Source organism: Rugamonas sp. GW822-FHT03B10, from assembly GCF_058801745.1.
Map to the genome: position 1 here is coordinate 20,403 of NZ_JBXANP010000013.1, position 21,703 is coordinate 42,105.

Sequence of the window (21,703 nt, forward strand, 5' to 3'; positions counted from 1 at the left end):
GAGCCGCGCGGGACTGCCGGTATCAGCCTTCCAGCGACCACGCCTCCGGCACCATCACGCGGAACATGCCGGCCTTGGTCAGGCGCCGCGCCAGCTTGAGCAGGGCCTTGTCCTTGGTGATCAGGATGTCGGCCTGGGCGTCGCGCGCCAGTTCCAGGAACTTCTGGTCGTCGCGGTCGCTGCAGACGGGCAGGCGCACGCCGGACACGGGTGGCGCCACCACCTTGATCAGCGCGTCGAAGCGCGCTTCGCTCACAGGACGGCTGGCTTCGTCCAGCGGCAGGTGGGGGTAGTGCAGCACGACCCGGTATTCGGCGCGGCAGTCCTCGCGCGTGATCGCCTCCACGGCGCCGCTCTCGATGGCGGCCAGCAGGGCGGACCAGCGCGGGTCGTTGAAGACGAACAGGTCGAGGCAGACATTGGTGTCTAGCACGATGCGTTTCGGTGGAACAGGTATCATGTCGGCAATTCTGTAAATGTGTTGTTCTGGATTCTTATGCTGATAGTGCTTTCGCCCGCCAAAAGTCTCGACCTGGAGACGCCTCCCACCACCAACGTGCAAACGACGCCCGATTTTCTCGACCACTCGGCCCAGCTGATCGACCGCCTGCGCCAGTTCTCGCCGGCCGAAGTGGGCAGCCTGATGGATATCTCCGACGCGCTGTCGCACCTGAACGTGGGCCGCTACGCCTCGTGGTCGCCGGACCCGGCGGAAGGCCGGCAAGCCGTGATGGCCTTCAATGGCGACGTCTACGCCGGCCTGCAGGCGCGCACGCTGACCCCGGGCCAGCTCGATTACGCGCAAGCGCGCATCCGCATCCTGTCCGGCCTGTACGGCATGCTGCGCCCGCTCGACATGATCCACCCGCACCGCCTGGAGATGGGCACGCGCCTGGCCAACCCGCGCGGCAAGGACTTGTACGCGTTCTGGGGCGACACCATCACCGACGCGCTGAACCGCACGGCCGGGGAGAAGGGCGCGACCACGCTGGTCAACCTGGCGTCGGAGGAATATTTCAAGTCCGTCAAGCCGCGCCAGCTGGCGATGCCGGTCGTCACGCCCCAGTTCGAGGACTGGAAGAACGGCAAATACAAGATCATCTCGTTCTACGCCAAGCGGGCGCGCGGGCTGATGGCGCGTTACGCGGCCGTCAACGGCATCACCGACCCCGAGCGGCTCAAGGAGTTCACGGTCGACGGCTACGCCTACAACGCTGACGATTCCAACGCCAAGACCTGGATCTTCCGCCGCCGCGTGGCCGATTGATCCAAGCCATGGTCGGATCCTCCGGCCGCCAACCTATGCTCGTCGTTCCCGCCTGCGCGGGAACGACATTTTCCTTACCAGATCTTCCACCAGTGGCGCTCGGCCTTCACGCCTTCGTCGAGGAAGGCGGTCTTGGGGTAGTTCAGCTTGAGCACGCGCAGCGTGTCGTCGCGCAGGACGGTCATGCCCATCTTGTCGTAGCCGCGGTACATGATGTACAGCGCTTCCTCGATGGCCGGCGAGTCGCGGTAGTCGTTGACGGCGCCCATGGCGCGGTTGACGGCCGCCAGGTAGGCGCCACGGCGGTAATAGTAGCGCGCCACGTGCACTTCATACGAGGCCATCGCGTTGATCAGATACTTCATGCGCTCGATGGCGTCGGGCGTGTATTTGCTGTTGGGGAACTTGTCGACCAGCGCCTTGAAGGCGATGAACGCTTCGCGCGTCGCCTTCGGGTCGCGCTCGGTCGGGTCCTGTTCGTAGATGAAGTTCAGGAAGCCGATCTGGTCGTTGAAGTTGATCAGGCCGCGCAGGTAGTACATGTAGTCGACGTTGGCGTGGTTCGGGTGCAGCTTGATGAAGCGCTCCACGGCCGCCAGCGCCTGGGCCTGGTCCTGCGATTTGTAATAGGCGTAGGCGATTTCCATCTGCGCCTGTTGCGCGTAGGTGCCGAACGGGTAGCTAGCTTCCAGCTTCTCGAACAATTGCACCGCACGTTCGTAATGTTGCCCCTCGAGTTCTTCCATCGCCTCCGAGTATAATTTCGAAGCGCTCCAGCCTTTGGTCTCATCGACTTTCTCGGGCAGGAGACCGCAACCGGACAAACCAAGCAGAACGACAGTTGCTGCGACTACCGATAATTTTTTTTGCATAAAGTTGTGCAAGAAGCTGTTTAACCAAAGTTTTACAATAGGCTGATTATAGCCGATGGGAATGCTGTGATATTAACTCCAAAGCCGAATCCGGCCGATTCTACCTCCGATACGGAATTTGACGCTGATTTCGATGGCGAGCTGCTGGCCGATGACGGCGACGACGGCCTGGCGCCGATCGAACTGCAATTGACGCCGGACGTGTGCGGACAGCGCCTCGACAAGGTCATTTCCCACCTGGTGCCGCAATTTTCGCGCGGGCGCCTGCAATTATGGATCACGGACGGCTTCGTCAGCGTGGACGGCAAGCCGGCCCGCAGCACCAAGGACACCGTGTACGGCGACGAGCACATCGTCATCCTGCCGCAGCCGGCGCCCGAGGACGTGGCCTTCAAGCCCGAGCCGGTGCCGCTCAACATCGTGTACGAGGATGAGCATCTGATCGTCATCAACAAGCCGGCCGGGCTGGTCGTGCATCCGGGCGCCGGCAACTGGTCGGGCACCTTGCTCAACGGCTTGCTGCACCACTGCCCGCAACTGTCGGGCGTGCCGCGCGCCGGCATCGTGCACCGGCTCGACAAGGATACGAGCGGCCTGATGGTGGTCGGCAAGACGCTGCCGGCCCAGACCGACCTGGTGCGACAGCTGGCCGCGCGCACCGTCAAGCGCGAATACTATGCGCTGGTGTGGGGCACGCCGCGCCAGAGCGGCACCATCGACGCCGCCATGGGCCGCCATCCGAAGGACCGCATCAAGATGGCCGTGTCCACCAGCATGGGCTCCAAGCCCGCCATCACCCACTACGAGGTGCTGGCCAACGGCGAGCTGGACCGCCGTCCCGTGAGCCTGGTGCAGTGCCGGCTGGAGACGGGCCGCACCCACCAGATCCGCGTGCACATGATGTCGATCGGCTTCTCGCTGGTGGGCGATGTCACCTATGGCAAGCAGCATCTGGCCAACATCTTCCCGCGGCAGGCGCTGCAGGCGCGCCGGCTCGGTCTCGTGCATCCGGCCACGGGCGAGGCGTGCGAGTGGACGGTGCCGCTGGCCGACGACTTCGCCGAACTGATCGCCAAGGCCGGCATCGCCGAGCCGGGTCGTGAGCCTGGTCACGAGCCGGGTCAGGACTGATGCCGGACCATCGATCGTGGCTGATTCCGCACTGGCCGGACCTGCCGGCCGGCGTCGGGGCGCTGTCCACCACCCGCCAGGGTGGCGTGAGTCCCGCGCCGTACGATGACGGGGCGGGCGGCGGCGGTCTCAATCTTGGCGTGCACGTCGACGATGCGCGCGCGCATGTGCTGGAGAACCGTGCGCGGTTGCGCGCCGTGCTGCCATCCGAACCGGCCTGGCTGACGCAGGTGCATGGCACGGCGGTGGCCGACGCGGCGGCCGTGGCGGCGGCCCAAGCCGCCGGGGCGGACAGCTACGCCGGTGCGTTCGAGGCGGACGCCAGCATCGCCACCACGCGCGGCGCCGTGTGCGTCGTGATGACGGCCGATTGCCTGCCCGTGTTGTTCTGCGACCGGGCCGGCACGGTGGTGGCGGCGGCCCATGCGGGCTGGCGCGGCTTGGCGGGTGGCGTGCTGGGCCGCACCGTGGCGGCCATGCGGGCCGCCGGCGCCGGAGAGATTCTGGCGTGGCTCGGTCCGGCCATCGGGCCGTCCCAGTTCGAAGTGGGCGCCGACGTGCTGGAAGCGTTCCTGGCCGGCGCGGCCGATGGGCAGGGCCGGCAAGTGGTGCAATCGGCGTTCCGGCCCAAGCCTGGGCAGGAGGGCAAATATCTGGCCGACATCTACGCATTGGCGCGCCACACGCTGCGCGCGGACGGCGTGGAGCACGTGGCCGGCGGCGAATACTGCACGGTGACGGACGCCAGCCGCTTCTATTCCTACCGGCGCGATGGCGTGACGGGCCGGCAAGCCAGCCTGGTGTGGCTCAAATGACGGCAATCCCGGCAAATTTTGAGCCGTCGTTCCCGCGCAGGCGGGAACCCATAGGCCGCATGGCAAGAGGCGCTGTATGGATTCCCGCCTGCGCGGGAAGTCATTGCTCCGGGGGAGCAATGACGGATACTTTGTTATTCGATGGGTTCATCCCCGCCGGCCTCGCGCGCCGCCATCCGCGCCGCATGGGCCGCCTGTTCCTGCGCCACGCGGCGGGCCTTGCGCTTGCGCGTGCCGGCCAGATAGAACAATATGCCCAGTGGCACAACACAATAGAACAAAAACGTTACAATCCCGGCAACAACCGTGGGTTCCGTCAGGGCCATCAGCCCCACGACGTAGATCCATGCGATAGCGACAATCAGCATAAGCAGTCTTGGTAAGAAAATTTAACTATTTTTAGGGAATCAAACATGAATTTGCCCGATCCTCAAGTCATTGCCAACGCATGGATGTCGCATCTGCGCGACCCCGGCCAATGGCAATCCTGGTTCCACATGGTGCCGGAGGCGGAAGCCAACCCGGTCGCCGCGCTGCTCAAGGAAGTGGGCGCCGCCATCGAACCTGAAACCATCGAGCAACTCAGAAACGATTACATGGCCAACGTGGGCGAGCTGTGGCAGCAATTCATGGCCGGCAAACCGCCCGCCGTGGCCGACCGCCGCTTCAGCACGCCCGCCTGGCAGGGCAGCGCCTTGTCCTCGTTCAATGCAGCATCATACCTGCTGAACGCCCGTTTCCTCACGGCCATGGCCGACGCGGTGGCCGCGACGCCCCAGCAAAAGCAGAAAATCCAGTTCGCCGTGCAGCAGATCGTGGACGCCATGTCGCCCGCCAACTTCCTGGCCACCAATCCGGAAGCGCAGCAGAAGCTGATCGAAACCAAGGGCGAGAGCCTGGCGCGCGGCCTGGCCAATATGCTGGCCGACATGAACAAGGGCCATATCTCGCTGTCGGACGAAACGGCGTTCGAGGTGGGCCGCAACCTGGCCACCACGCCGGGCAAGGTGGTGTACGAGAACCCGCTGTTCCAGCTGATCCAGTACACGCCCGTCACCGCCACCGTGCACGAGCGGCCGCTGCTGATGGTGCCGCCGTGCATCAACAAATACTACATCCTCGACCTGCAGCCTGAGAATTCGCTGGTCAAGTACGCGGTGGAGCAGGGCAACACCGTGTTCCTCGTGTCGTGGAGCAATCCCGACCCCTCGCTCGACACGACCACCTGGGACCAGTATGTGGACCAGGGCGTGATCGAGGCCATCCACGTGGTGCAGGACATCACGGGCCAGGACCAGTTGAACATGCTGGGCTTCTGCGTGGGCGGCACCATCATCTCGACGGCGCTGGCGGTGCTGGCCGGCCGCGGCGAGAAGCCGGCCGCCAGCCTGACCCTGCTGACCACCTTCCTCGATTTCAGCGACACGGGCGTGATCAGCGTGTTCGTCGACGAGAGCCAGGTGGCCATGCGCGAGAACCTGCTGAGCAAGGGCGGCCTGATGAAGGGCAGCGACCTGGCCAGCACCTTCTCCAGCCTGCGGCCGAACGACCTGGTGTGGAACTATGTGCAGTCGAACTACCTGAAGGGCAACGAGCCGCCGCCGTTCGATCTGCTGTACTGGAACTCGGACAGCACCAACCTGCCGGGCCCGATGTTCTGCTGGTATCTGCGCAACACCTACCTGGAAAACAACCTCAAGGTGCCGGGCAAGCTGGCCGTCGCCGGCCAGCAGGTGGACCTGGGCAAGATCGACGCGCCCACCTTCATCTACGCCTCGCGCGAAGACCATATCGTGCCGTGGACGTCGGCTTACGGCTCGCTCAACATCCTCAACCCGGGCAAGCCCAAGGCCAACCGCTTCGTCCTGGGCGCGTCGGGCCACATCGCGGGCGTGATCAATCCGGCGTCCAAGAACAAGCGCAGCTACTGGGTCAACGATGCGCCGGTCAAGGGCGGCAAGAACGCCAAACCGGTGGCGGCCGACGACTGGTTCGCCGGCGCCACCGAACACAAGGGCAGCTGGTGGCCGCAATGGGCGCAATTCCTGGCCGAGCATGGCGGCAAGGACGTGAAAGCGCCCGCCGCGCACGGCAACGCCAAGCACCAGCCGATCGAGGCGGCGCCCGGCCGTTACGTGAAAGTCAAGGCCGGCTAAGCGGCGGCAGGCCGCGCGCCGCCTCGCTTTGGCGGCGCGCGCGCCGGGCTGCTTGTTGGACTGCAATTCCCGTTGCGTTGCAATAAAGGCTCAAAAGTTATAAGTGGACGTGCATATACTGGTTTTTCCACTCTATAATAGGCGCAGTAGGCTGGTGGGAAAGCGGACCGAAGTTCGCTTTTTTTTCGAATTGTTAAAGTACGCGCTGCGGCGCAATAAGTGGACTTGTGATGAGTAGTGCGAAAAAAAATGCAGACCGTTTGATCAAGAAATATCCCAACCGCCGTCTGTATGACACGCAGACCAGTTCCTACATCACCCTCACCGATGTCAAGCAGCTCGTGCTCGACAACGAAGAATTCACGGTGGTCGACGCCAAGACCAATGAAGACCTGACCCGCAGCATCCTGCTGCAGATCATCCTGGAGGAAGAGGCGAGCGGCGTGCCGATGTTCTCCAGCGCCGTGCTGGCCCAGATCATCCGTTACTACGGTCATGCAATGCAGGGTATGATGGGCTCGTATCTGGAGAAGAATATCCAGGCGTTCACCGACATCCAGCGCAAGTTCACGGGCAGCACCTTCGAGGGCAAGCCGTTCAGCCCCGAGATGTGGACCCAGTTCATGAACGTGCAGGGGCCGATGATGCAGGGCATGATGAACAACTACATCGACCAGAGCAAGAGCCTGTTCGTGCAGATGCAGGAACAGATGCAAAACCAGAGCAAGACGATATTTGGCGCCTTCCCGTTCGTGCCGACCCCGCCGACCGACAAGAAGTAATCCTCGTCCCGCGCGGCCAGACGGCACAGCACGCGAGTGCCTGTGCCGTTTTTTCAGGCGCCGCGCAGCGGGCACCGTACCATCCGGTATCACACAAATAGCAGGGACAGGCAGTGCAAACGGATCCAAGAAGAGCGCACGTGCGGCGCTTGTTGCAGGTCGACGCGTCGATCGCGGACGAGTTCGGCTCGCAACATTGGGCGGTGCAGATCGTCGACATCGCGCGCATGGGCGTGGCCTTCGTCAGCGACCACCCGATGCCCTGCGACGTGCCGTTCCTGTTCAGTTTCTGCTTCCCCGGCGACAGCGTGCGCAATGAGGTGCTGCTGACCGTCGTGCACAGCGCGCCGCTGGGCACGGAGGGGCGCTACCGCAACGGCGCCCGTTTCATCTCCATCTCCGACGACGCCGTCGCGCGCATCGTCGATTACGTCACGTCCGACCGCCTGCACATGGCCTGATCAGTACGGGTTGGCCGGCGACAGCTGGCCGGCCACGGCGTCCACCGTTTTGTAGACGGGCAGGCCGCTCCAGTTGCCGAGGTCGAACACGGTGGCCGAGTCGGCCAGTTTGCGGATCTCCACGCCATACATGGCCAGCGGCGTGCCGGCCGCGCAGGTCGACGGCGCCACGACCGGACGCACGAAGTAGACCGCGCTTTCCGTCGTGGTCGACACATTGGTCACGCGGCGCGCCGTCGCGCCGCCCGTGCCTTGGTTGCCCTGCACCAGCAGCGCCGTCTCCACCCCCACCCCGATGCCGCGCGCCGTGGCCGCGCCGCCGCCGGCGGCCGGCAGCACGCCGCCCGGGCAGCCCACGCTGCCGTTCTGCGCCACCAGCCGGGCCACGAAGGTGACCAGGCGGCCCATGCGGTCGCGGCTGTCCAGGTGGGAATCGAGGATCATGCTGTCGAGCGCGGGCGGGGCCAGGAAGCCGCCCGTCAGCGCCAGCGGGTTCGGGTCCAGCGTGATGTAGCGGTGGTAGGGGTTGGCCAGCGCCTGCGTCGACGTGACGGAGCCCTTGAGCGCCGCGTAGTCGAACTGGCCCAGCACGGCCAGGCCCGCGCTGGTGCCGCCCACCGGCACGTTGCGCGCCAGCAGGCCGCGCAGGGTCTGGTCCAGCGCCGTGCCTTTCCAGTAGTTGATGTAGTCGCTCTGGTCGCCGCCGGCGATGAACACGGCGTTGGCGCGCGCGACGATGGCGTTCACGGTCGGATCGTTGGCGGCCGCCACGCTGGGGATGACCAGCGTCTCGGCCGAGGTCAGCCCCAGCGCCGCGCCGCCCACCCACTGGTCGGCGGCGGTGGTGGAGGTGCTGAGCGCGGCGTCGCTGTAGTACAGGTAGGGATCGTAGGCGTCGGTGCCGGTGGCGCGGATCACCACGAAGCGCCCGCCCGTGCCGGGCTTGATGCCGGCGCGCTTGATCATCCAGCGGAACGCCTCGTCCACGTCCGGGCCGCCGCCCATCAGCACCAGCGAGGTGGTGGCGTAGGACGCGGGCAGGGTGACGGTGGCCTGCGGGTCGCCGGTCGCATAGTATTCATACGGCAGCTTGCCGCCATTGCCGCCACCCTTGGCGGCGTCGGCCAGCACCGGCGCGGCGGCGCAGACGGTGGCCAGCAGGAGGGCGGTGAGGGTGCGCCAGGTGGCGCGCGCGGTCGGCTTGGTCATGGAGGGCCTCGGGTGGTGACGTTTATGGTTGAAGTGTCATGTCATTGTTGCACCGTTCGGGACGGGCGCAAGCGTTGTCCGCTCAAGCGGGGGCGCAATGGCGGGGCGGTGTGGCTTTCCTGTCGGCGGCGGGTGGCCATGGTCGCCGTGTTGTTGCCCTCCAGCAGGGGCGGAACGATGTATAATCTCCGATTGGCCTGAATTTCCTGAGCAAAGTGACCATGCATTCCATCTCCCGTATTCCCAAGGACGCCAGCACGCCCGCCACGCCCGCCGCCGCGCCGAAAGTGGGCTTCGTCTCCCTCGGCTGCCCCAAGGCGCTGGTCGATTCCGAACAGATCCTGACCCAGCTGCGCGCCGAAGGCTACGAGACGGCCAAGTCGTATGACGGCGCCGACCTCGTGATCGTCAACACCTGCGGCTTCATCGACGCCGCCGTGCAGGAATCGCTGGACGCCATCGGCGAGGCGCTGGCCGAAAACGGCAAGGTGATCGTGACCGGCTGCCTGGGCGCGAAGAAGGATGCGGCCGGCGACGACATCATCACCAAGGTGCACCCGAAGGTGCTGGCCGTGACCGGCCCGCACGCGCTGGCCGAGGTGATGAATTCGGTGCACGTCCACCTGCCCAAGCCGCACGAGCCGTTCATCGACCTGCTGCCGCCGCAGGGCATCAAGCTCACGCCCAAGCACTACGCCTACCTGAAGATCTCCGAAGGCTGCAACCACCGCTGCAGCTTCTGCATCATCCCGTCGATGCGCGGCGACCTGGTGTCGCGCCCGATCGCCGAACTGATGCTCGAAGCCGAGAACCTGTTCAAGTCCGGCGTGAAGGAACTGCTGGTGATCTCGCAGGACACGTCGGCCTATGGCGTGGACGTCAAGTTCCGCTCCGGCTTCTGGAACGGCCGCCCGGTCAAGACGCACATGACCCAGCTGACCGAAGCGCTGGGCGAGCTGGCCAAGTCGTATGGCGCTTGGGTGCGCCTGCATTACGTGTACCCGTACCCGCACGTGGACCAGATCATCCCGATGATGAGCGGCGGCCACATCCTGCCTTACCTGGACGTGCCGCTGCAGCACGCCCACCCCGAAGTGCTGAAGCGCATGAAGCGCCCGGCCAGCGGCGAGAAGAACCTGGACCGCATCCAGGCCTGGCGCAAGATGAATCCCGAGCTGACGATCCGCTCCACCTTCATCGCCGGCTTCCCTGGCGAGACGGAGGCCGAGTTCGAATACCTGCTGGACTTCCTGAAGGAAGCCGAGATCGATCGTCTGGGTTGCTTCGCCTACTCGCCGGTCGAAGGCGCCACGGCCAACGAACTGGAGAATCCGGTGCCGGAGGAAGTGCGCGAGGAACGCCGTGGCCGCGTCATGCTGCTGCAGGAGGAGATCTCGAAGAAGCGCCTGAAGGCCAAGGTCGGCAAGACCGTGCGCGTGCTGATCGACGAAGTGACGCGCAGTGGCGGCGTGGGCCGCTCGTCCGCCGACGCGCCGGAAATCGACGGCGTGGTGTACGTCAAGCCGCCGTATGAGCCGCACAAGAAGCTGGCCGTGGGCCAGTTCGTGGACGTGACCATCACGGCCTCCGACGCCCACGACCTGTGGGGCGAGGCCCAATAAACAAAAACCGGGGTCAGGTCATGCCCGCGCGCATCTTGCGCGCGGGCATGACCTGACCCCGGTTTTTTGTTGTTGCTGTCAGACGGGCGCCATCACATTCTCGTAGACGGGCGCGAAGCCGCCGCCCGGGGTGCGGAAGTTGGTGGTCTGGCCCTGGTACAGGCGCGCGGCCACCCATTGCACGGCGCCGTCGTAGGCGTAGTTGCGCACGTCGAATTTCAGTTTCTGGGGCGGGTCTTCGCGCGCGATGGTGCGCTCGCCGGGCGCCACCAGCGCTTGCGCCACGTAGCCGCCGGCCAGGATTTCCTGCCATACGCGCTGGGTCAGCTTGTCGCCCCGGTAGGCGGCCTTGCCGCCGTAGCCGCCATACGGTTTGAAGAACAGGCCGCGCCGCTCTTTCCATAAACGTTCCGCGTGTTCGGGCCGCACCAGTTCCGTATGCGGAATCCCGGCCAGCAGGATGGCGCGCTGCGCGGCCGGCACGCCCATGCGCTCCAGTTCGTCCGCATCGCTGAGCAGCGCCAGGTTGCGCTTGTCGGCGTACAGCGCGTGGGCGCGCGGGTGGGGCGTGAGCACGGCGGCGCGCGCCAGATGGGCGGCGCGCAAGCTGGCGCTGGCCGGCGCTTCCAGCGCGAAGTCCGTCAGGCGGTTGTAGACCAGGTCGATGGGCTGGCCTTCATGCCACAGGGCGCCGCCTTCGAGCTTGAGCTGTTCCGGCGCGGCGATCACGGCGCGCAGGTCGTGGCGTTCGAACAGCTGCTGGAACAGCAGGAATTCAGGGTACAGGTACTGCTGTTCGGGCGCCTCGTCGACGATGGCGATGCTGCGCAGCGGGCGCTCGTGACCGGCCAGCGCCCATTCGCGGCGGAACATGGCGATGATCTCGCGCTCGAAGGCGCCGGCCGTGGCCACCGGCGGGACCAGGAATTCGGCCTCCGCGCAACAGGCGCGCTGGGCCCGCGCCAGCACGGCGTTGAGCATGGCGCCGCCGGCGTTGGTGTTGATTTCGATGAGGCCGAAGTGCTGGTCGTCGGCGTGGAAGTCGTAGCCCATGAACACGCCGTGCGCGCCGGTGTCGTGACGGGCGATGTCGGGGGCGTAGGCCAGCACGCGCTCGCGGTAGGCGGGCAGGGCGACCACCGATTCGATGGTTTGCACCAGTTCCTCCATGCGCATCAGCCGCGCCGTCGACAGGAACACGGGACGGGCCGCGAACAGGTAGGGGCAGCGTTGGCGCACCAGTTCGGCGATATCGGGCTGGTCCAGTTGCGTGTTCAGCGCCAGCCGCAGCGCTTCCTCATCCAGACTGACGCAAAAGCAGGCGCTGTTGCGCAAGGCGGCCGGAGCCAGCTGGCATGTCAGGTCGTTCATCGCGTTCCCTTTCCCGTGCGGCATGCGCGCCGTGGACCGGCGCCGCTTGTGGGTCCATAGCATAAGCCTGTCATCGTCTTTACAACATTCTTCAGATCATGCCGGCCCAATATTGCCCAGCCGGCAATTAATCTCTGCGCAATTTAGCACATTTCATCGGGGCCGGCGCGCACCCGCGCGCGCGGCGCCACGAAACAGCCGCGACTTGCCGCCGGCGTGCCGCTCGGCGCCACCCGGGGCGCCTACGGCGGTGGCGCGCGGACAAATCGGGCGGCAGCACCTATAATCGCAGGCGGGCCGGCATGCTGGCGGCCCGTTCCCGCAACCGTCCCCACACCGCCCATGACCGTGAAAAAATCCCCGCAGACCGCGCTGGTGCACACCGATTACCAGGCCCCGCCCGGTTTCGCCGCCTTCCCCAGCGCCATCCACCATGCCTCGACCGTGCTGTTCAAGAACGTGGCGGCCATGCGCTCGGGCGACTGGAAGGAGAAGAACGCCTATACCTACGGGCTGCACGGCACGCCCACCACGTTCACGCTGGAGGCGCGGCTGGCCGAGATCGAGGATGGCCGCCACTGCCTGCTGGCGCCCAGCGGCCTGGCCGCCATCGCGATGGTGGACTTCGCGCTGCTCAGGAGCGGCGACGATGTGCTGTTGCCCGACAATGTCTACAACCCGAACCGTGAGCTGGGCAAGTGGCTGAGCGCCGACTTCGGCGTCACGGCGCGCTACTACGATCCGCTGATCGGCGCCGGCATCGCGGCCCTGATCCAGCCCAACACGAAACTGATCTGGACCGAGGCGCCCGGTTCCGTGTCGATGGAGGTGCCGGACCTGCCGGCCATCTGCCAGGCCGCGCACGCGCGCGGGGTGCTGGTGGCGCTCGACAACACGTGGTCGGCGGGACTGGCGCTGCGCGGCTTCGAGCTGGGCGCCGACATCATCATGCAGGCGCTGACCAAGTACCAGTCCGGCGGATCGGATGTATTGATGGGCGCCCTGATCACGCGCGACCGCGCGCTGCACGAGCGCCTGAGCATGGCCCACATGCGGCTCGGCATGGGCGTCGGCGCCGATGATGCCTACCTCGTGCTGCGCGGCCTGCCGACCCTCAAGCTGCGCTTCGACGCGCACGACGCCAGCGCGCGCAAGCTGGCCGCGTGGCTGCGGGCGCGGCCCGAGATCAGCAAGGTGCTGCATCCGGCATTCGAGGATTGCCCCGGCCACGCCATCTGGCAGCGCGATTTCAGCGGCGCCGGCGGCCTGTTCTCGGTGCTGTTCGACCCGTCCATCGCGGAGGCGCGCACCGACCGCTTCGTCGACGCGCTCAAACTGTTCAAGATCGGCTACAGCTGGGGCGGCGCCAACAGCCTGGTGATGCCGTACCGGATCGCCCACATGCGCCAGGACTGGCGCGACGAGGGCATCCTGGTGCGCTTCAACGTGGGACTGGAAGACACGGTGGATCTGATCGCCGACATCGAGCAGGCGCTGGCCGTCATGTAGCCAGCGCCCGGTGCGCGTGCCGTTACAGCGCGCGCACGGGGATGCAGATGTCGCAGCTGAAGTCACCGGTGGCCGGATCGAGCGCGCGCAGCGCGTGGAAGCGTTCGAAGCACGGCCGCTCGTCGCACTGCAAGCCGCTCGACGGCAGCCATTCGCGCGTCAGCGTCATCCACGCGTCGGCGATGGTGGAGGTCGGCCCCTGGAAGCGGGCCACGGCGTAGCGTCCGCCCGGGTTCATGCGGCGCGCGTATTCGGCGCGGCTGGCGGCCGACGACGCGGCGCGGGTCGGCATGGCGCCGTCGCGGACGGCCAAGTCTTATTCCGGCATGGGGCGGTTCTGGTTCAGGGCGCTGAAGCCGGCGATCAGGCGGTAAGCCTTCCACAGCCACGCGCCCACCCACACCAGCCAGGCCAGCGGGATGCCGATGATGGTCAGGAACAGGGCCACGCCCACGGCCATCCACACCAGATACCACCAGAACGAGCGGATCTGCCAGCCATGGTGGCTGTGCACGAACGTGCCTTCCGTCTCCGGCCGCTTGACGTAGTTGATGATGAGCGGGATGAAGGAGAACGCGCCCAGCGAGAACACGAAGCTGAGCGCGTGACCCAGATACAGCCACCAGGCGAGGTTCTTGGCCGCGTCGAGGCGGTCGTCGAGGATCAGTTGTTGCGACATGGCGGCTTCCTTGGTGAGATAAACAATTTTTATTTTCTCACAATGGCGCTGAGCGGCAAAGGGCCGCCGACGGAACTGGACCCGGGGCCGCAGCCGGCGGGGGCGCCGGCGCGACCGGCCACCCGCTGGTCAGAGGGGCCCGGTCAGGCCAGCAGTGGCAGGATGCCGTCCAGGCCGACGAAGTTGAGCGCCACGCTGGCCTGTTCGCGCACCACGGGCTTGGCGCGGAACGCCACGGACAGGCCGGCGATGCCCATCATCTTCAAATCGTTGGCGCCGTCGCCCATGACGATGGCCTGGGCCGGCGTGATGCCCAGTTCCGCGCATACGCGCTCCACCGTGCGCTTCTTCTCGTCCGCGTCGACGATGCCGCCGAGGACCTTGCCCGTCAGCTTGCCGTCCACGATCTCCAGTTCATTGGCGTGGGTGTAGTCGAGCCCCATGCGCGCCTTGAGGCGGCTGGTGAAGAAGGTGAAGCCGCCCGACACCAGCAGCGTCTTCAGGCCGGCCGCCTGCACCGCCTTGAGCATGGTCTCGGCGCCCGGCGACAGGCGCAGGCGTTCCTCGTACACGCGCTCCAGGGCCGACGCGTCCAGTCCTTCAAGCAGCGCCACGCGGCGCGTGAGGCTGGCGGCGAAATCGAGTTCGCCGCGCATGGCCGCCTCGGTGATGGCCGCCACCTGCGGTTTCAGGCCCTGCATGTCGGCGATCTCGTCGATGCATTCGATGGTGATGAAGGTCGAATCCATGTCCATCGCCACCAGCTTGAATTCGCTCAGGTGGCGGACGCCGACCATGTAGGTGGCGTCGAGCTGGGCGGCGTGGGCCGCCACCTCGATGGTCTGGCGCAGGGCCGGCGAGAACGCGATGCCCTCGCAGCGCACGGCGCGTTCGCCGAGCCAGGTGAGGTTGGTGGGGGCGGTCAGCGCGGCGATGCGCTCCAGGCGGGCCTTGCAGTCGTCCAGGCCCTGCAGGACCAGGTTCATGGAGGTGGTGGCGTTGGTCATAAAATCAGTTCGTTCGCGCTAGGCGGTCAGTTGTTTGATGGCGTTCTTGATGTGGGTGACGCGCGCGGCCAGGTCCGGCATGGTGGCCGTGATCTTGAGCTTGTCCTGGCCATTGAGCTTGATCTGGCGGTTCTTCTGGATCAGCTCAATGATGCGCATCGGGTCGATCGGCGGTTGCGGCATGAATTGCAGCGTGGCCGCCTCGCCGTGGGCGTCGATCTTGACGATGCCCACGGTGCGGGCGGCGATGCGCAGGCGGTGGGTCTCCACCAGCGCCTTGACGGCGTCGGGCAGCTTGCCGAAGCGGTCGATCAGTTCTTCCTGCATGTCGTCGATCTTGTTCTGCTCCCCGCAGTTGGCCAGGCGCTTGTAGATCGACAGCCGCTCGTGCACGTCGCCGCAGAAGTCGGCCGGCAGCAGGGCCGGCACGTGCAGGTTGATCTCGGTGGTGGACGACAGCGGCGCGGCCAGGTCCGGCTCCTTGCCGTTCTTGAGCGCGCGCACGGCCTCGTTGAGCATGTCCGAATACAGCTGGAAGCCCACCTCGTGCATCTCGCCGGACTGGCTGTCGCCCAGCACCTCGCCGGCGCCGCGGATCTCCAGGTCGTGCATGGCCAGGTAGAAGCCGCTGCCCAGCTCCTCCATCTGCTGGATCGCGTCCAGCCGGCGCTGCGCCTGCTTGGTCAGGCCCTGCACGTCGTTCACCAGCAGGTAGGCGTAGGCCTGGTGGTGCGAGCGGCCCACGCGCCCGCGCAGCTGGTGCAGCTGGGCCAGCCCGAACTTGTCGGCCCGGTGCATGATGATGGTGTTGGCCGTGGGGACGTCGATGCCGGTCTCGATGATGGTGGTGCACAGCAGGATGTTGAAGCGCTGCGCCACGAAGTCGCGCATCACCTTCTCCAGGTCGCGCTCGTGCATCTGGCCGTGGGCCACGGCGATGCGGGCCTCGGGCAGCAGTTCGGTCAGCATGGCCATGCGGTTCTGGATGGTCTCGACCTCGTTGTGCAGGAAGTAGACCTGGCCGCCCCGTTTCAGCTCGCGCAGGCAGGCTTCGCGGATGATGGCCTCGCCCTCGCTGCGCACGAAGGTCTTGATGGCCAGCCGTTTCTGCGGCGCGGTGGCGATCACGGAGAAGTCGCGCAGTCCTTCGAGCGCCATGCCCAGCGTGCGCGGGATCGGCGTGGCCGTCAGCGTCAGCACGTCGACCTCGGCCCGCAGCGACTTGAGCGCCTCTTTCTGGCGCACGCCGAAGCGGTGCTCCTCGTCGATGATGACCAGCCCCAGCCGGGTGAACTTGACGTCGTCCGACAGCAGCTTGTGGGTGCCGATGATGATGTCGAGCGTGCCGTCGGCCATGCCCTTGATGGCTTGCGCCACCTCCTTGCCGGTGCGGAAGCGCGACATCTCGGCTATGCGCACGGGCCAGTCGGCGAAGCGGTCGGCGAAGGTCTGGGCGTGCTGCTCTGCCAGCAGCGTGGTGGGCGCCAGGATGGCGACCTGCTTGCCGCCCATGACGGCGATGAAGGCAGCCCGCAGCGCCACCTCGGTCTTGCCGAAGCCGACGTCGCCGCACACGAGGCGGTCCATCGGCTTCCCGGAAGTCATGTCCTTGATGACGTTGTTGATGGCCTCGGCCTGGTCCGGCGTCTCCTCGAAGCCGAAACTGTCGGCGAAGCGCTCGTAGTCGTGGGCCGAGTATTCGAAGGCGTGGCCCTGGCGCAGCGCGCGGCGCGCGTACAGGTTGAGCAGCTCGGCGGCCGTGTCGCGCACCTGCTCGGCCGCCTTGCGTTTGGCCTTTTCCCACTGGCCCGAGCCCAGCGCGTGCAGCGGCGCGTCCTCCGGCGAGGCGCCCGAGTAGCGCGAGATCACGTGTAGCTGCGACACCGGAACGTACAGCTTGGTGTCCTTGGCGTATTCGAGGTGCAGGAACTCGGTCTCGCCTTCGCCCAGGTCCATGCTGGTCAGGCCCATGTAGCGGCCGATGCCGTGGTTGATGTGCACCACCGGGTCGCCGATCTTCAGCTCCGACAGGTCGCGCACCATCGATTCGACCTGGGTCACGCCTTCCTGCTTCTTCTTGCCGGCGCGCCGGCCGGAGCCCGCGTACAGTTCCGTCTCGGTGATGAAGATCAGGTTTTCGTCCGGCGTGGACAGCTCGAAGCCGGCGTGCAGCGGCGCCACGCCCAGCGCCAGTTTGGCCTGCGAGGCGGCGAAGCCGGCGTAGCCTTCCACCGGGGTCAGGGCCAGGTCGTATTCGTTGAAGTATTGCTGCAGCGTTTCGCGCCGGCCGTTGGACTCGGCGCAGATCATCACGCGCCGCCCCGCCTGCAGCAGGTAGGCGCGCAGGTTGGTGAGCGGGTCCTCCGTGTGGCGGTTGACGGCGATGTTGGGCACCGGCGCCGACAGCTCGGAGGCGGGCGCGCCCGCGTCGCGCGCGATGGCCAGGCGGCCGAACGGCTTGGCCAGCGTGTAGAACTGCTCGTCCGACAGGAACAGCGCGTCCGGCGCCAGGATGGGGCGCTCGCGGTCGGCCTTCAGGAAGCGGTAGCGCGAGCTGGTGTCGGTCCAGAAGCGGCCGATGGCGCTGTCGATGTCGCCCACCGTGGCCAGCAGGGCGCCCTGCGGCAGGTAGTCGAACAGGGTGGCCGTCTGCTCGAAGAACAGCGGCAGGTAGTATTCGATGCCGGCCGAGGCGATGCCGGCGCTGATGTCCTTGTACACGACGGCGCGCGACGGGTCGCCTTCGAACTGCTCGCGCCAGCGGCTGCGGAAGGTGGTGCGGGCCGCGTCGTCCATGGGGAATTCGCGGCCCGGCAGCAGCCGCACTTCCTTGACCGGATACAGCGAGCGCTGGGTGTCGGCGTCGAAGGTGCGGATCGATTCGATGGTGTCGCCGAACAGGTCGAGCCGGTAGGGCAGGGCAGAACCCATGGGGAACAGGTCGAGCAGGCCGCCGCGCACCGAGTATTCGCCGGGCGACATGACCTGGGCCACGTGGGCGTAGCCGGCCAGCGTCAGCTGCGCCTTCAGGCGCGCCTCGTCCAGCGTCTCGCCCTGGCGGAAGAAGAAGGTGTAGGCGGCCAGGAACGACGGCGGCGCCATGCGCACCAGCGCCGTGGTGGCCGGCACGATCAGCACGTCGCACTGGCCGGAGCTGATCTCGTGCAGCGTGGCCAGGCGCTCGGACACCAGGTCCTGGTGCGGCGAGAAGGCGTCGTAGGGCAGCGTTTCCCAGTCGGGCAGCAGGTGGCAGCGCAGCTGGCCCTCGGCGAACCACGGCATCTCGTCCAGCAGGCGCTGGCCGTCGCTGGCGGCGGCCACCACCACGGCCAGCATGCGGCCCTGCGATTTCAGCTCAAGCGCGCATTGCGCCAGCGCGTACGCGTCGGACGAACCATGCAGGGCGGGCAGTGTGTATCGGGTGCCGGACTTGGGAAGGGATTTTTTCAGGTCGAAAGACATGCAGGCTGCAACACAATAGTACGGTTAGGCGCATCGCCCACAGTGGCAATGCCGCTGGCGACATTATAGACGATGCCACCCTGGCACGTCGCCCCGGGCGGCGGCGCCGGGCCGGGGCGGCGGTCCCGGCTCAGGCCGGGCGGCGCAGGTTGGCCACGCCGAACGGCACGTGCACCATCGGTATCGTGCCGCCGGCCGATTTGAGGTGGCTGAGCTGGTCGTCGAAGAAGATGTGGGGCCGGAACACCTCCAGCACCCGCGCCTTCTCCATCCCGCCCAGGAAGAAGGTCTCGTTGGCCGACACGCCCCAGCTCTTGAGCGTCGTCACCACGCGCTCGTGCGACGGCGCGTTGCGGGCCGTGATGATGGCGATGCGCAGGATCTTGCGGTAGCTCGGGTCGCGCCGCAGCTGCTTTTCCTCCATGCGCTGCATCAGGGCCAGCTTCTGGAACAGGTCGGCCAGCGGGCCGGGACGGTGCGGCGTGGCCACGTGGCGCCGCTCGTGGGCGTGGAACTCGTCCACGTCGTTGTTGCGCTTGAAGACGGTTTCGGCTTCGTCGTCGGCGATCACGCCGTCGAAGTCGAAGGCCACCCGCAGTTCGCCGTCGGCCTCGTCGTCCTCGGTGCGCGAGGGCAGCACCAGGCCGGCCGGATGGTTGGCCGCCAGCGCGCTGCGCACGTCGTCCTCGTTCGCGCTCAGGAACAGCGCCGTGTTGAACGCGGGCAGGTAGGCGTGGGCCGACTTGCCGGTGACGAAGCAGGCGCGCGTGATGTCGAGGCCATAATGGGCGATCGAATGCATGACCCGCAAGCCCGTCTCCGGCGAATTACGGGAGAACAGCACCACCTCGACCGGCAGATGGCGCGCGAACTGCTTGTTGATGTTGAGGAAGCGGCGGATGAACGGGAAGGCCACGCCCCTGTCGAGGATCACGTCGTGGTGCTGCTCCTGGTACTTGCGGTAGGCTTCCTCGCCCTGTTCCAGATAGACGTGGTGGGAATCGGTCAGGTCGAACAGGGCGCTGGAGGCGATGCCGATGACGAGTTTGTGCTGGATAGGATAGACCATGGAGTCCGGTTAAGCTTGTCGGAAAGGCCAAGTGTAAAGCAAATCCGGGCTATCATGGCCGGACAATGCCATCGTGCCCCGTCCCCCCATGAACGCAGGCTCCTTCGCCGCGCCGGCCACCATCGGCGGCTTTCCCGTCACGGCGCTGCTGTCGGCGCGGGCCGGGCGCTGCGCGTGCGCCGGGCGCGATCCGTCCAGCGGCGAGGCGGTGCTGCTCAAGCTGGGCAGCCCCGGCGATGCGCTGCTGGCCGGGCTGCGCCATCCGCACCTGGCCGCCGTGCTGGCCACGGGCCTGGACCATGGCCAGCCGTGGTCGGCGCTCGAATGGGTGCCGGGGCGGCCGCTGCGGGCCGTGCTGGCCGATGGCGTGCCGCCCCTGGCCCGATCGCTGGACTGGATAGCCGAATTGCTGGCGGCGCTCGACTGCGTGCATGGCGCCGGCATCGTCCACCGCGACGTCACGCCATCCAATCTGCTGATCGCGTCCGCTGGCCAGTTGAAAGTGACGGACTTCGGCCTGGCCGCCCGCGCCGGCCACGCGGCCGGCGCGGGCGGCACGCCGGCCTATATGGCGCCCGAGCAGATGCGCGGCGCGCCGGCCGACGCCCGCGCCGACCTGTACGCGGCCGGTGCGGTGTTGTATCAGCTGCTGACGGGGCGCCCGCCGTTCGAGGGCAACGCGGGCGCCGTGGTGCAGCAGGCGCTGGCCGCGCCGCCGCCCGCGCCGTCGCTGCGGCGCCCGGTCCTGGGCCCCCGCTTCGACGCCTTGCTGGCGCGGGCGCTGGCGCGCGAGCCGGCGCTGCGCTTCCAGGGCGCGGGCCAGTTCGCCGCCGCCTTGGCCGCGGCCGCGGCGGCCTGAGCTCGCTGCACCGCAGCACGGGAGCCGCGCCGTCCCTGGATGGGGGTAGTTACTTTTCTACAACGGCGGCACACAAAAAAGCGGCTTGGACCTAAAATTATTTTTCCGATATTTATTGGGTTTTCGAGTATAGTCGAACACATTGTTGAAAACTTGACAGGCGACCACAGCCACACCAGTTTCAGCGTCATCCCGCCTTCAAGCCTCGCCCGCCGGACCACGTGCCCGGTGAGGTGGTTGTATTCGCTTCTGTTCCACCAGTTTCTGTCATCCGGTTTCTGTTTCGCTGCTTCATTCCGCAATTCTGATCGTCGTCAACGCGAGGTTCTGGATCAAGATGGGTATGTTGAATATAGATGCGCTATTGCAGGACGTGGACCCCGCCAACCCGTGCGGTCCCAATCTCGAGTATGACCCGGCTTTCCTGGAGCTGGAGCAGGCATTGCAGGGCAAGCCCGAAGTCCAGTACGGCGACACCATCACGCCGGCCGTGCCGCCGGACTGGAAGCATGTGCAGCGCCTGGCCAGCGAGCTGCTCGATCGCAGCCGCGACCTGCGGCTGGCCGTGGCCATGCTGCGCGCCCAGCTGGCGTTGCAGGGCATGGCCGGCTGCGCCGACGGCCTGCGGCTGATCGAATCGCTGCTGGTGCAGCGCTGGGACAGCGTCCACCCCCAGCTCGACCCGGACGACGACAACGACCCCATGTTGCGCATCAACTCGCTGGCCGTGCTGGCCGACGGCGCCACGCTGCTGCGCGAGCTGAAGGAGGCGCCGCTGATCGTGCTGCCGGCGCTGGGCCCCGTGAGCCTGCGCACGCTCGATATCGCCAGCGGCGAGGTGCCGCCGCCCGAGGGCGAGGCGAAGATCGAACTGTCGTCCATCGAAGCGGCCCTGCGCGACGCCGACCCGGAGCGGGTGCGGGCGCTGGGCGCGGCCCTGACCCAGGCCCACGACAGCGCGGCCAACATCGAAACGCTGCTGGTGCGCCAGGTCGGCAGCTCGCAGGCGCTGAACCTCGATGCGCTGGTCAAATACCTGCGCCGCGCGCGCGACTTCGCCAACGCCGGCCTGCCGGCGGCCGGGGACGCGGCCGCGCCGGTGGCCGACGAATCGGGCGGCGCCGCGGCGGCCGCGCCGGCTGAAGGCGCCGCGCGTGCGCCGGCCGCCGCCATCAGTGGCGAGATCGCCAGCCGGGCCGACGTCGTGCGCATGCTCGACAAGATCATCCACTACTACGCCCAGCACGAGCCGGCCAGTCCCGTGCCGCTGCTGCTGGGCCGCGCCAGGCGGCTGGTGCCCAAGAATTTCTTCGAAGTGCTGGAAGACCTGGCGCCCGACGGCATCGCCCAGTTGCTGGTGGTGAGCGGGCCGCGCGACACGCCGGAATCGTAGCGACAGGATTGGCGGCCGGCGTCCGTGGCGGCGCCGGCG

The 21,703-nt window shown here is 66.9% G+C and carries 20 protein-coding genes; 10 read left to right on the forward strand and 10 right to left on the reverse strand.

What is annotated here, in order from left to right; all coding sequences use genetic code 11:
- Nucleotides 1-22 precede the first annotated feature (22 nt).
- Nucleotides 23-460 (reverse strand): putative toxin-antitoxin system toxin component, PIN family, encoded by a 438-nt coding sequence (locus AC1RQG_RS19485; protein WP_493133697.1) that lies wholly within the window; start codon nt 458-460, stop codon nt 23-25.
- A 36-nt stretch (nt 461-496) separates the two neighbouring features.
- Between AC1RQG_RS19485 and yaaA the strand changes: the two genes are divergently transcribed.
- On the forward strand, nt 497-1,267 hold the full coding sequence (gene yaaA / locus AC1RQG_RS19490; protein ID WP_493133699.1) for a peroxide stress protein YaaA: 771 nt from the start codon (nt 497-499) through the stop codon (nt 1,265-1,267).
- Nucleotides 1,268-1,341: 74 nt separating this feature from the next.
- On the opposite strand, the gene AC1RQG_RS19495 is transcribed toward yaaA, so the two are convergent.
- Nucleotides 1,342-2,139 carry an outer membrane protein assembly factor BamD gene (locus AC1RQG_RS19495; RefSeq protein WP_493133701.1) on the reverse strand — a complete coding sequence of 266 codons (798 nt, stop codon included), beginning with the start codon at nt 2,137-2,139 and terminating at the stop codon, nt 1,342-1,344.
- Nucleotides 2,140-2,205: 66 nt separating this feature from the next.
- Here AC1RQG_RS19495 and AC1RQG_RS19500 point away from each other — a divergent pair, with 66 nt between their 5' ends.
- Entirely contained in the window at nt 2,206-3,270 is a 1,065-nt protein-coding gene (locus AC1RQG_RS19500; protein WP_493133703.1) for an RluA family pseudouridine synthase, read from the forward strand.
- Nucleotides 3,270-4,085: a peptidoglycan editing factor PgeF gene (gene pgeF / locus AC1RQG_RS19505; protein ID WP_493133705.1), complete on the forward strand. Its 816-nt coding sequence runs from the start codon at nt 3,270-3,272 to the stop codon at nt 4,083-4,085. The genes AC1RQG_RS19500 and pgeF overlap by 1 nt, the downstream gene beginning before the upstream one ends.
- Nucleotides 4,086-4,219: 134 nt before the next feature.
- Here the strand turns inward: pgeF and AC1RQG_RS19510 are convergent, their stop codons facing one another.
- Nucleotides 4,220-4,453 (reverse strand): hypothetical protein, encoded by a 234-nt coding sequence (locus tag AC1RQG_RS19510; RefSeq protein ID WP_493133707.1) that lies wholly within the window; start codon nt 4,451-4,453, stop codon nt 4,220-4,222.
- Nucleotides 4,454-4,498: 45 nt separating this feature from the next.
- Here AC1RQG_RS19510 and phaC point away from each other — a divergent pair, with 45 nt between their 5' ends.
- From phaC to AC1RQG_RS19525, 3 genes are all read left to right on the forward strand, one after another.
- The gene (gene phaC, locus AC1RQG_RS19515) at nt 4,499-6,241 is read left to right on the forward strand and encodes a class I poly(R)-hydroxyalkanoic acid synthase (protein ID WP_493133709.1); all 1,743 of its coding nucleotides are present in this window, start codon (nt 4,499-4,501) and stop codon (nt 6,239-6,241) included.
- Between the two features lie 230 nt (nt 6,242-6,471).
- A complete protein-coding gene (phaR, locus tag AC1RQG_RS19520) occupies nt 6,472-7,023 on the forward strand; it encodes a polyhydroxyalkanoate synthesis repressor PhaR (RefSeq protein ID WP_182167366.1) in 552 nt (183 codons plus the stop codon).
- Between the two features lie 140 nt (nt 7,024-7,163).
- Nucleotides 7,164-7,484, forward strand: a complete 321-nt coding sequence (locus AC1RQG_RS19525; protein ID WP_493133712.1) for a PilZ domain-containing protein — start codon at nt 7,164-7,166, stop codon at nt 7,482-7,484.
- On the opposite strand, the gene AC1RQG_RS19530 is transcribed toward AC1RQG_RS19525, so the two are convergent.
- Nucleotides 7,485-8,693, reverse strand: coding sequence for a cyanophycinase (locus AC1RQG_RS19530; protein WP_493133714.1), 1,209 nt, complete (start codon nt 8,691-8,693; stop codon nt 7,485-7,487).
- A 221-nt stretch (nt 8,694-8,914) separates the two neighbouring features.
- On the opposite strand from AC1RQG_RS19530, the gene rimO reads away from it, so the two are divergent.
- Nucleotides 8,915-10,315, forward strand: coding sequence for a 30S ribosomal protein S12 methylthiotransferase RimO (gene rimO, locus AC1RQG_RS19535; RefSeq protein ID WP_493133716.1), 1,401 nt, complete (start codon nt 8,915-8,917; stop codon nt 10,313-10,315).
- Between the two features lie 78 nt (nt 10,316-10,393).
- Here rimO and AC1RQG_RS19540 read toward each other — a convergent pair whose 3' ends face one another.
- Nucleotides 10,394-11,686 (reverse strand): hypothetical protein, encoded by a 1,293-nt coding sequence (locus AC1RQG_RS19540; RefSeq protein WP_493133718.1) that lies wholly within the window; start codon nt 11,684-11,686, stop codon nt 10,394-10,396.
- A gap of 342 nt (nt 11,687-12,028) precedes the next feature.
- Here AC1RQG_RS19540 and AC1RQG_RS19545 point away from each other — a divergent pair, with 342 nt between their 5' ends.
- Nucleotides 12,029-13,195 (forward strand): cystathionine beta-lyase, encoded by a 1,167-nt coding sequence (locus AC1RQG_RS19545; RefSeq protein ID WP_493133720.1) that lies wholly within the window; start codon nt 12,029-12,031, stop codon nt 13,193-13,195.
- A 22-nt stretch (nt 13,196-13,217) separates the two neighbouring features.
- Here AC1RQG_RS19545 and AC1RQG_RS19550 read toward each other — a convergent pair whose 3' ends face one another.
- From AC1RQG_RS19550 to AC1RQG_RS19570, 5 genes are all read right to left on the reverse strand, one after another.
- Nucleotides 13,218-13,508, reverse strand: a complete 291-nt coding sequence (locus AC1RQG_RS19550) for an AraC family transcriptional regulator (RefSeq protein ID WP_493133722.1) — start codon at nt 13,506-13,508, stop codon at nt 13,218-13,220.
- 3 nt (nt 13,509-13,511) lie between these two features.
- Entirely contained in the window at nt 13,512-13,874 is a 363-nt protein-coding gene (locus tag AC1RQG_RS19555; RefSeq protein WP_493133724.1) for a DUF4870 family protein, read from the reverse strand.
- A gap of 143 nt (nt 13,875-14,017) precedes the next feature.
- Nucleotides 14,018-14,860, reverse strand: a complete 843-nt coding sequence (serB, locus tag AC1RQG_RS19560) for a phosphoserine phosphatase SerB (protein WP_493133903.1) — start codon at nt 14,858-14,860, stop codon at nt 14,018-14,020.
- 39 nt (nt 14,861-14,899) lie between these two features.
- Nucleotides 14,900-18,343 (reverse strand): transcription-repair coupling factor, encoded by a 3,444-nt coding sequence (mfd, locus tag AC1RQG_RS19565; protein WP_493133726.1) that lies wholly within the window; start codon nt 18,341-18,343, stop codon nt 14,900-14,902.
- A 130-nt stretch (nt 18,344-18,473) separates the two neighbouring features.
- On the reverse strand, nt 18,474-19,412 hold the full coding sequence (locus tag AC1RQG_RS19570) for a 5'-nucleotidase (protein ID WP_493133728.1): 939 nt from the start codon (nt 19,410-19,412) through the stop codon (nt 18,474-18,476).
- A gap of 88 nt (nt 19,413-19,500) precedes the next feature.
- On the opposite strand from AC1RQG_RS19570, the gene AC1RQG_RS19575 reads away from it, so the two are divergent.
- On the forward strand, nt 19,501-20,271 hold the full coding sequence (locus tag AC1RQG_RS19575; RefSeq protein WP_493133730.1) for a serine/threonine-protein kinase: 771 nt from the start codon (nt 19,501-19,503) through the stop codon (nt 20,269-20,271).
- Between the two features lie 343 nt (nt 20,272-20,614).
- Nucleotides 20,615-21,664, forward strand: coding sequence for a type VI secretion system protein TssA (tssA, locus tag AC1RQG_RS19580; RefSeq protein ID WP_493133732.1), 1,050 nt, complete (start codon nt 20,615-20,617; stop codon nt 21,662-21,664).
- Nucleotides 21,665-21,703: the final 39 nt, after the last annotated feature.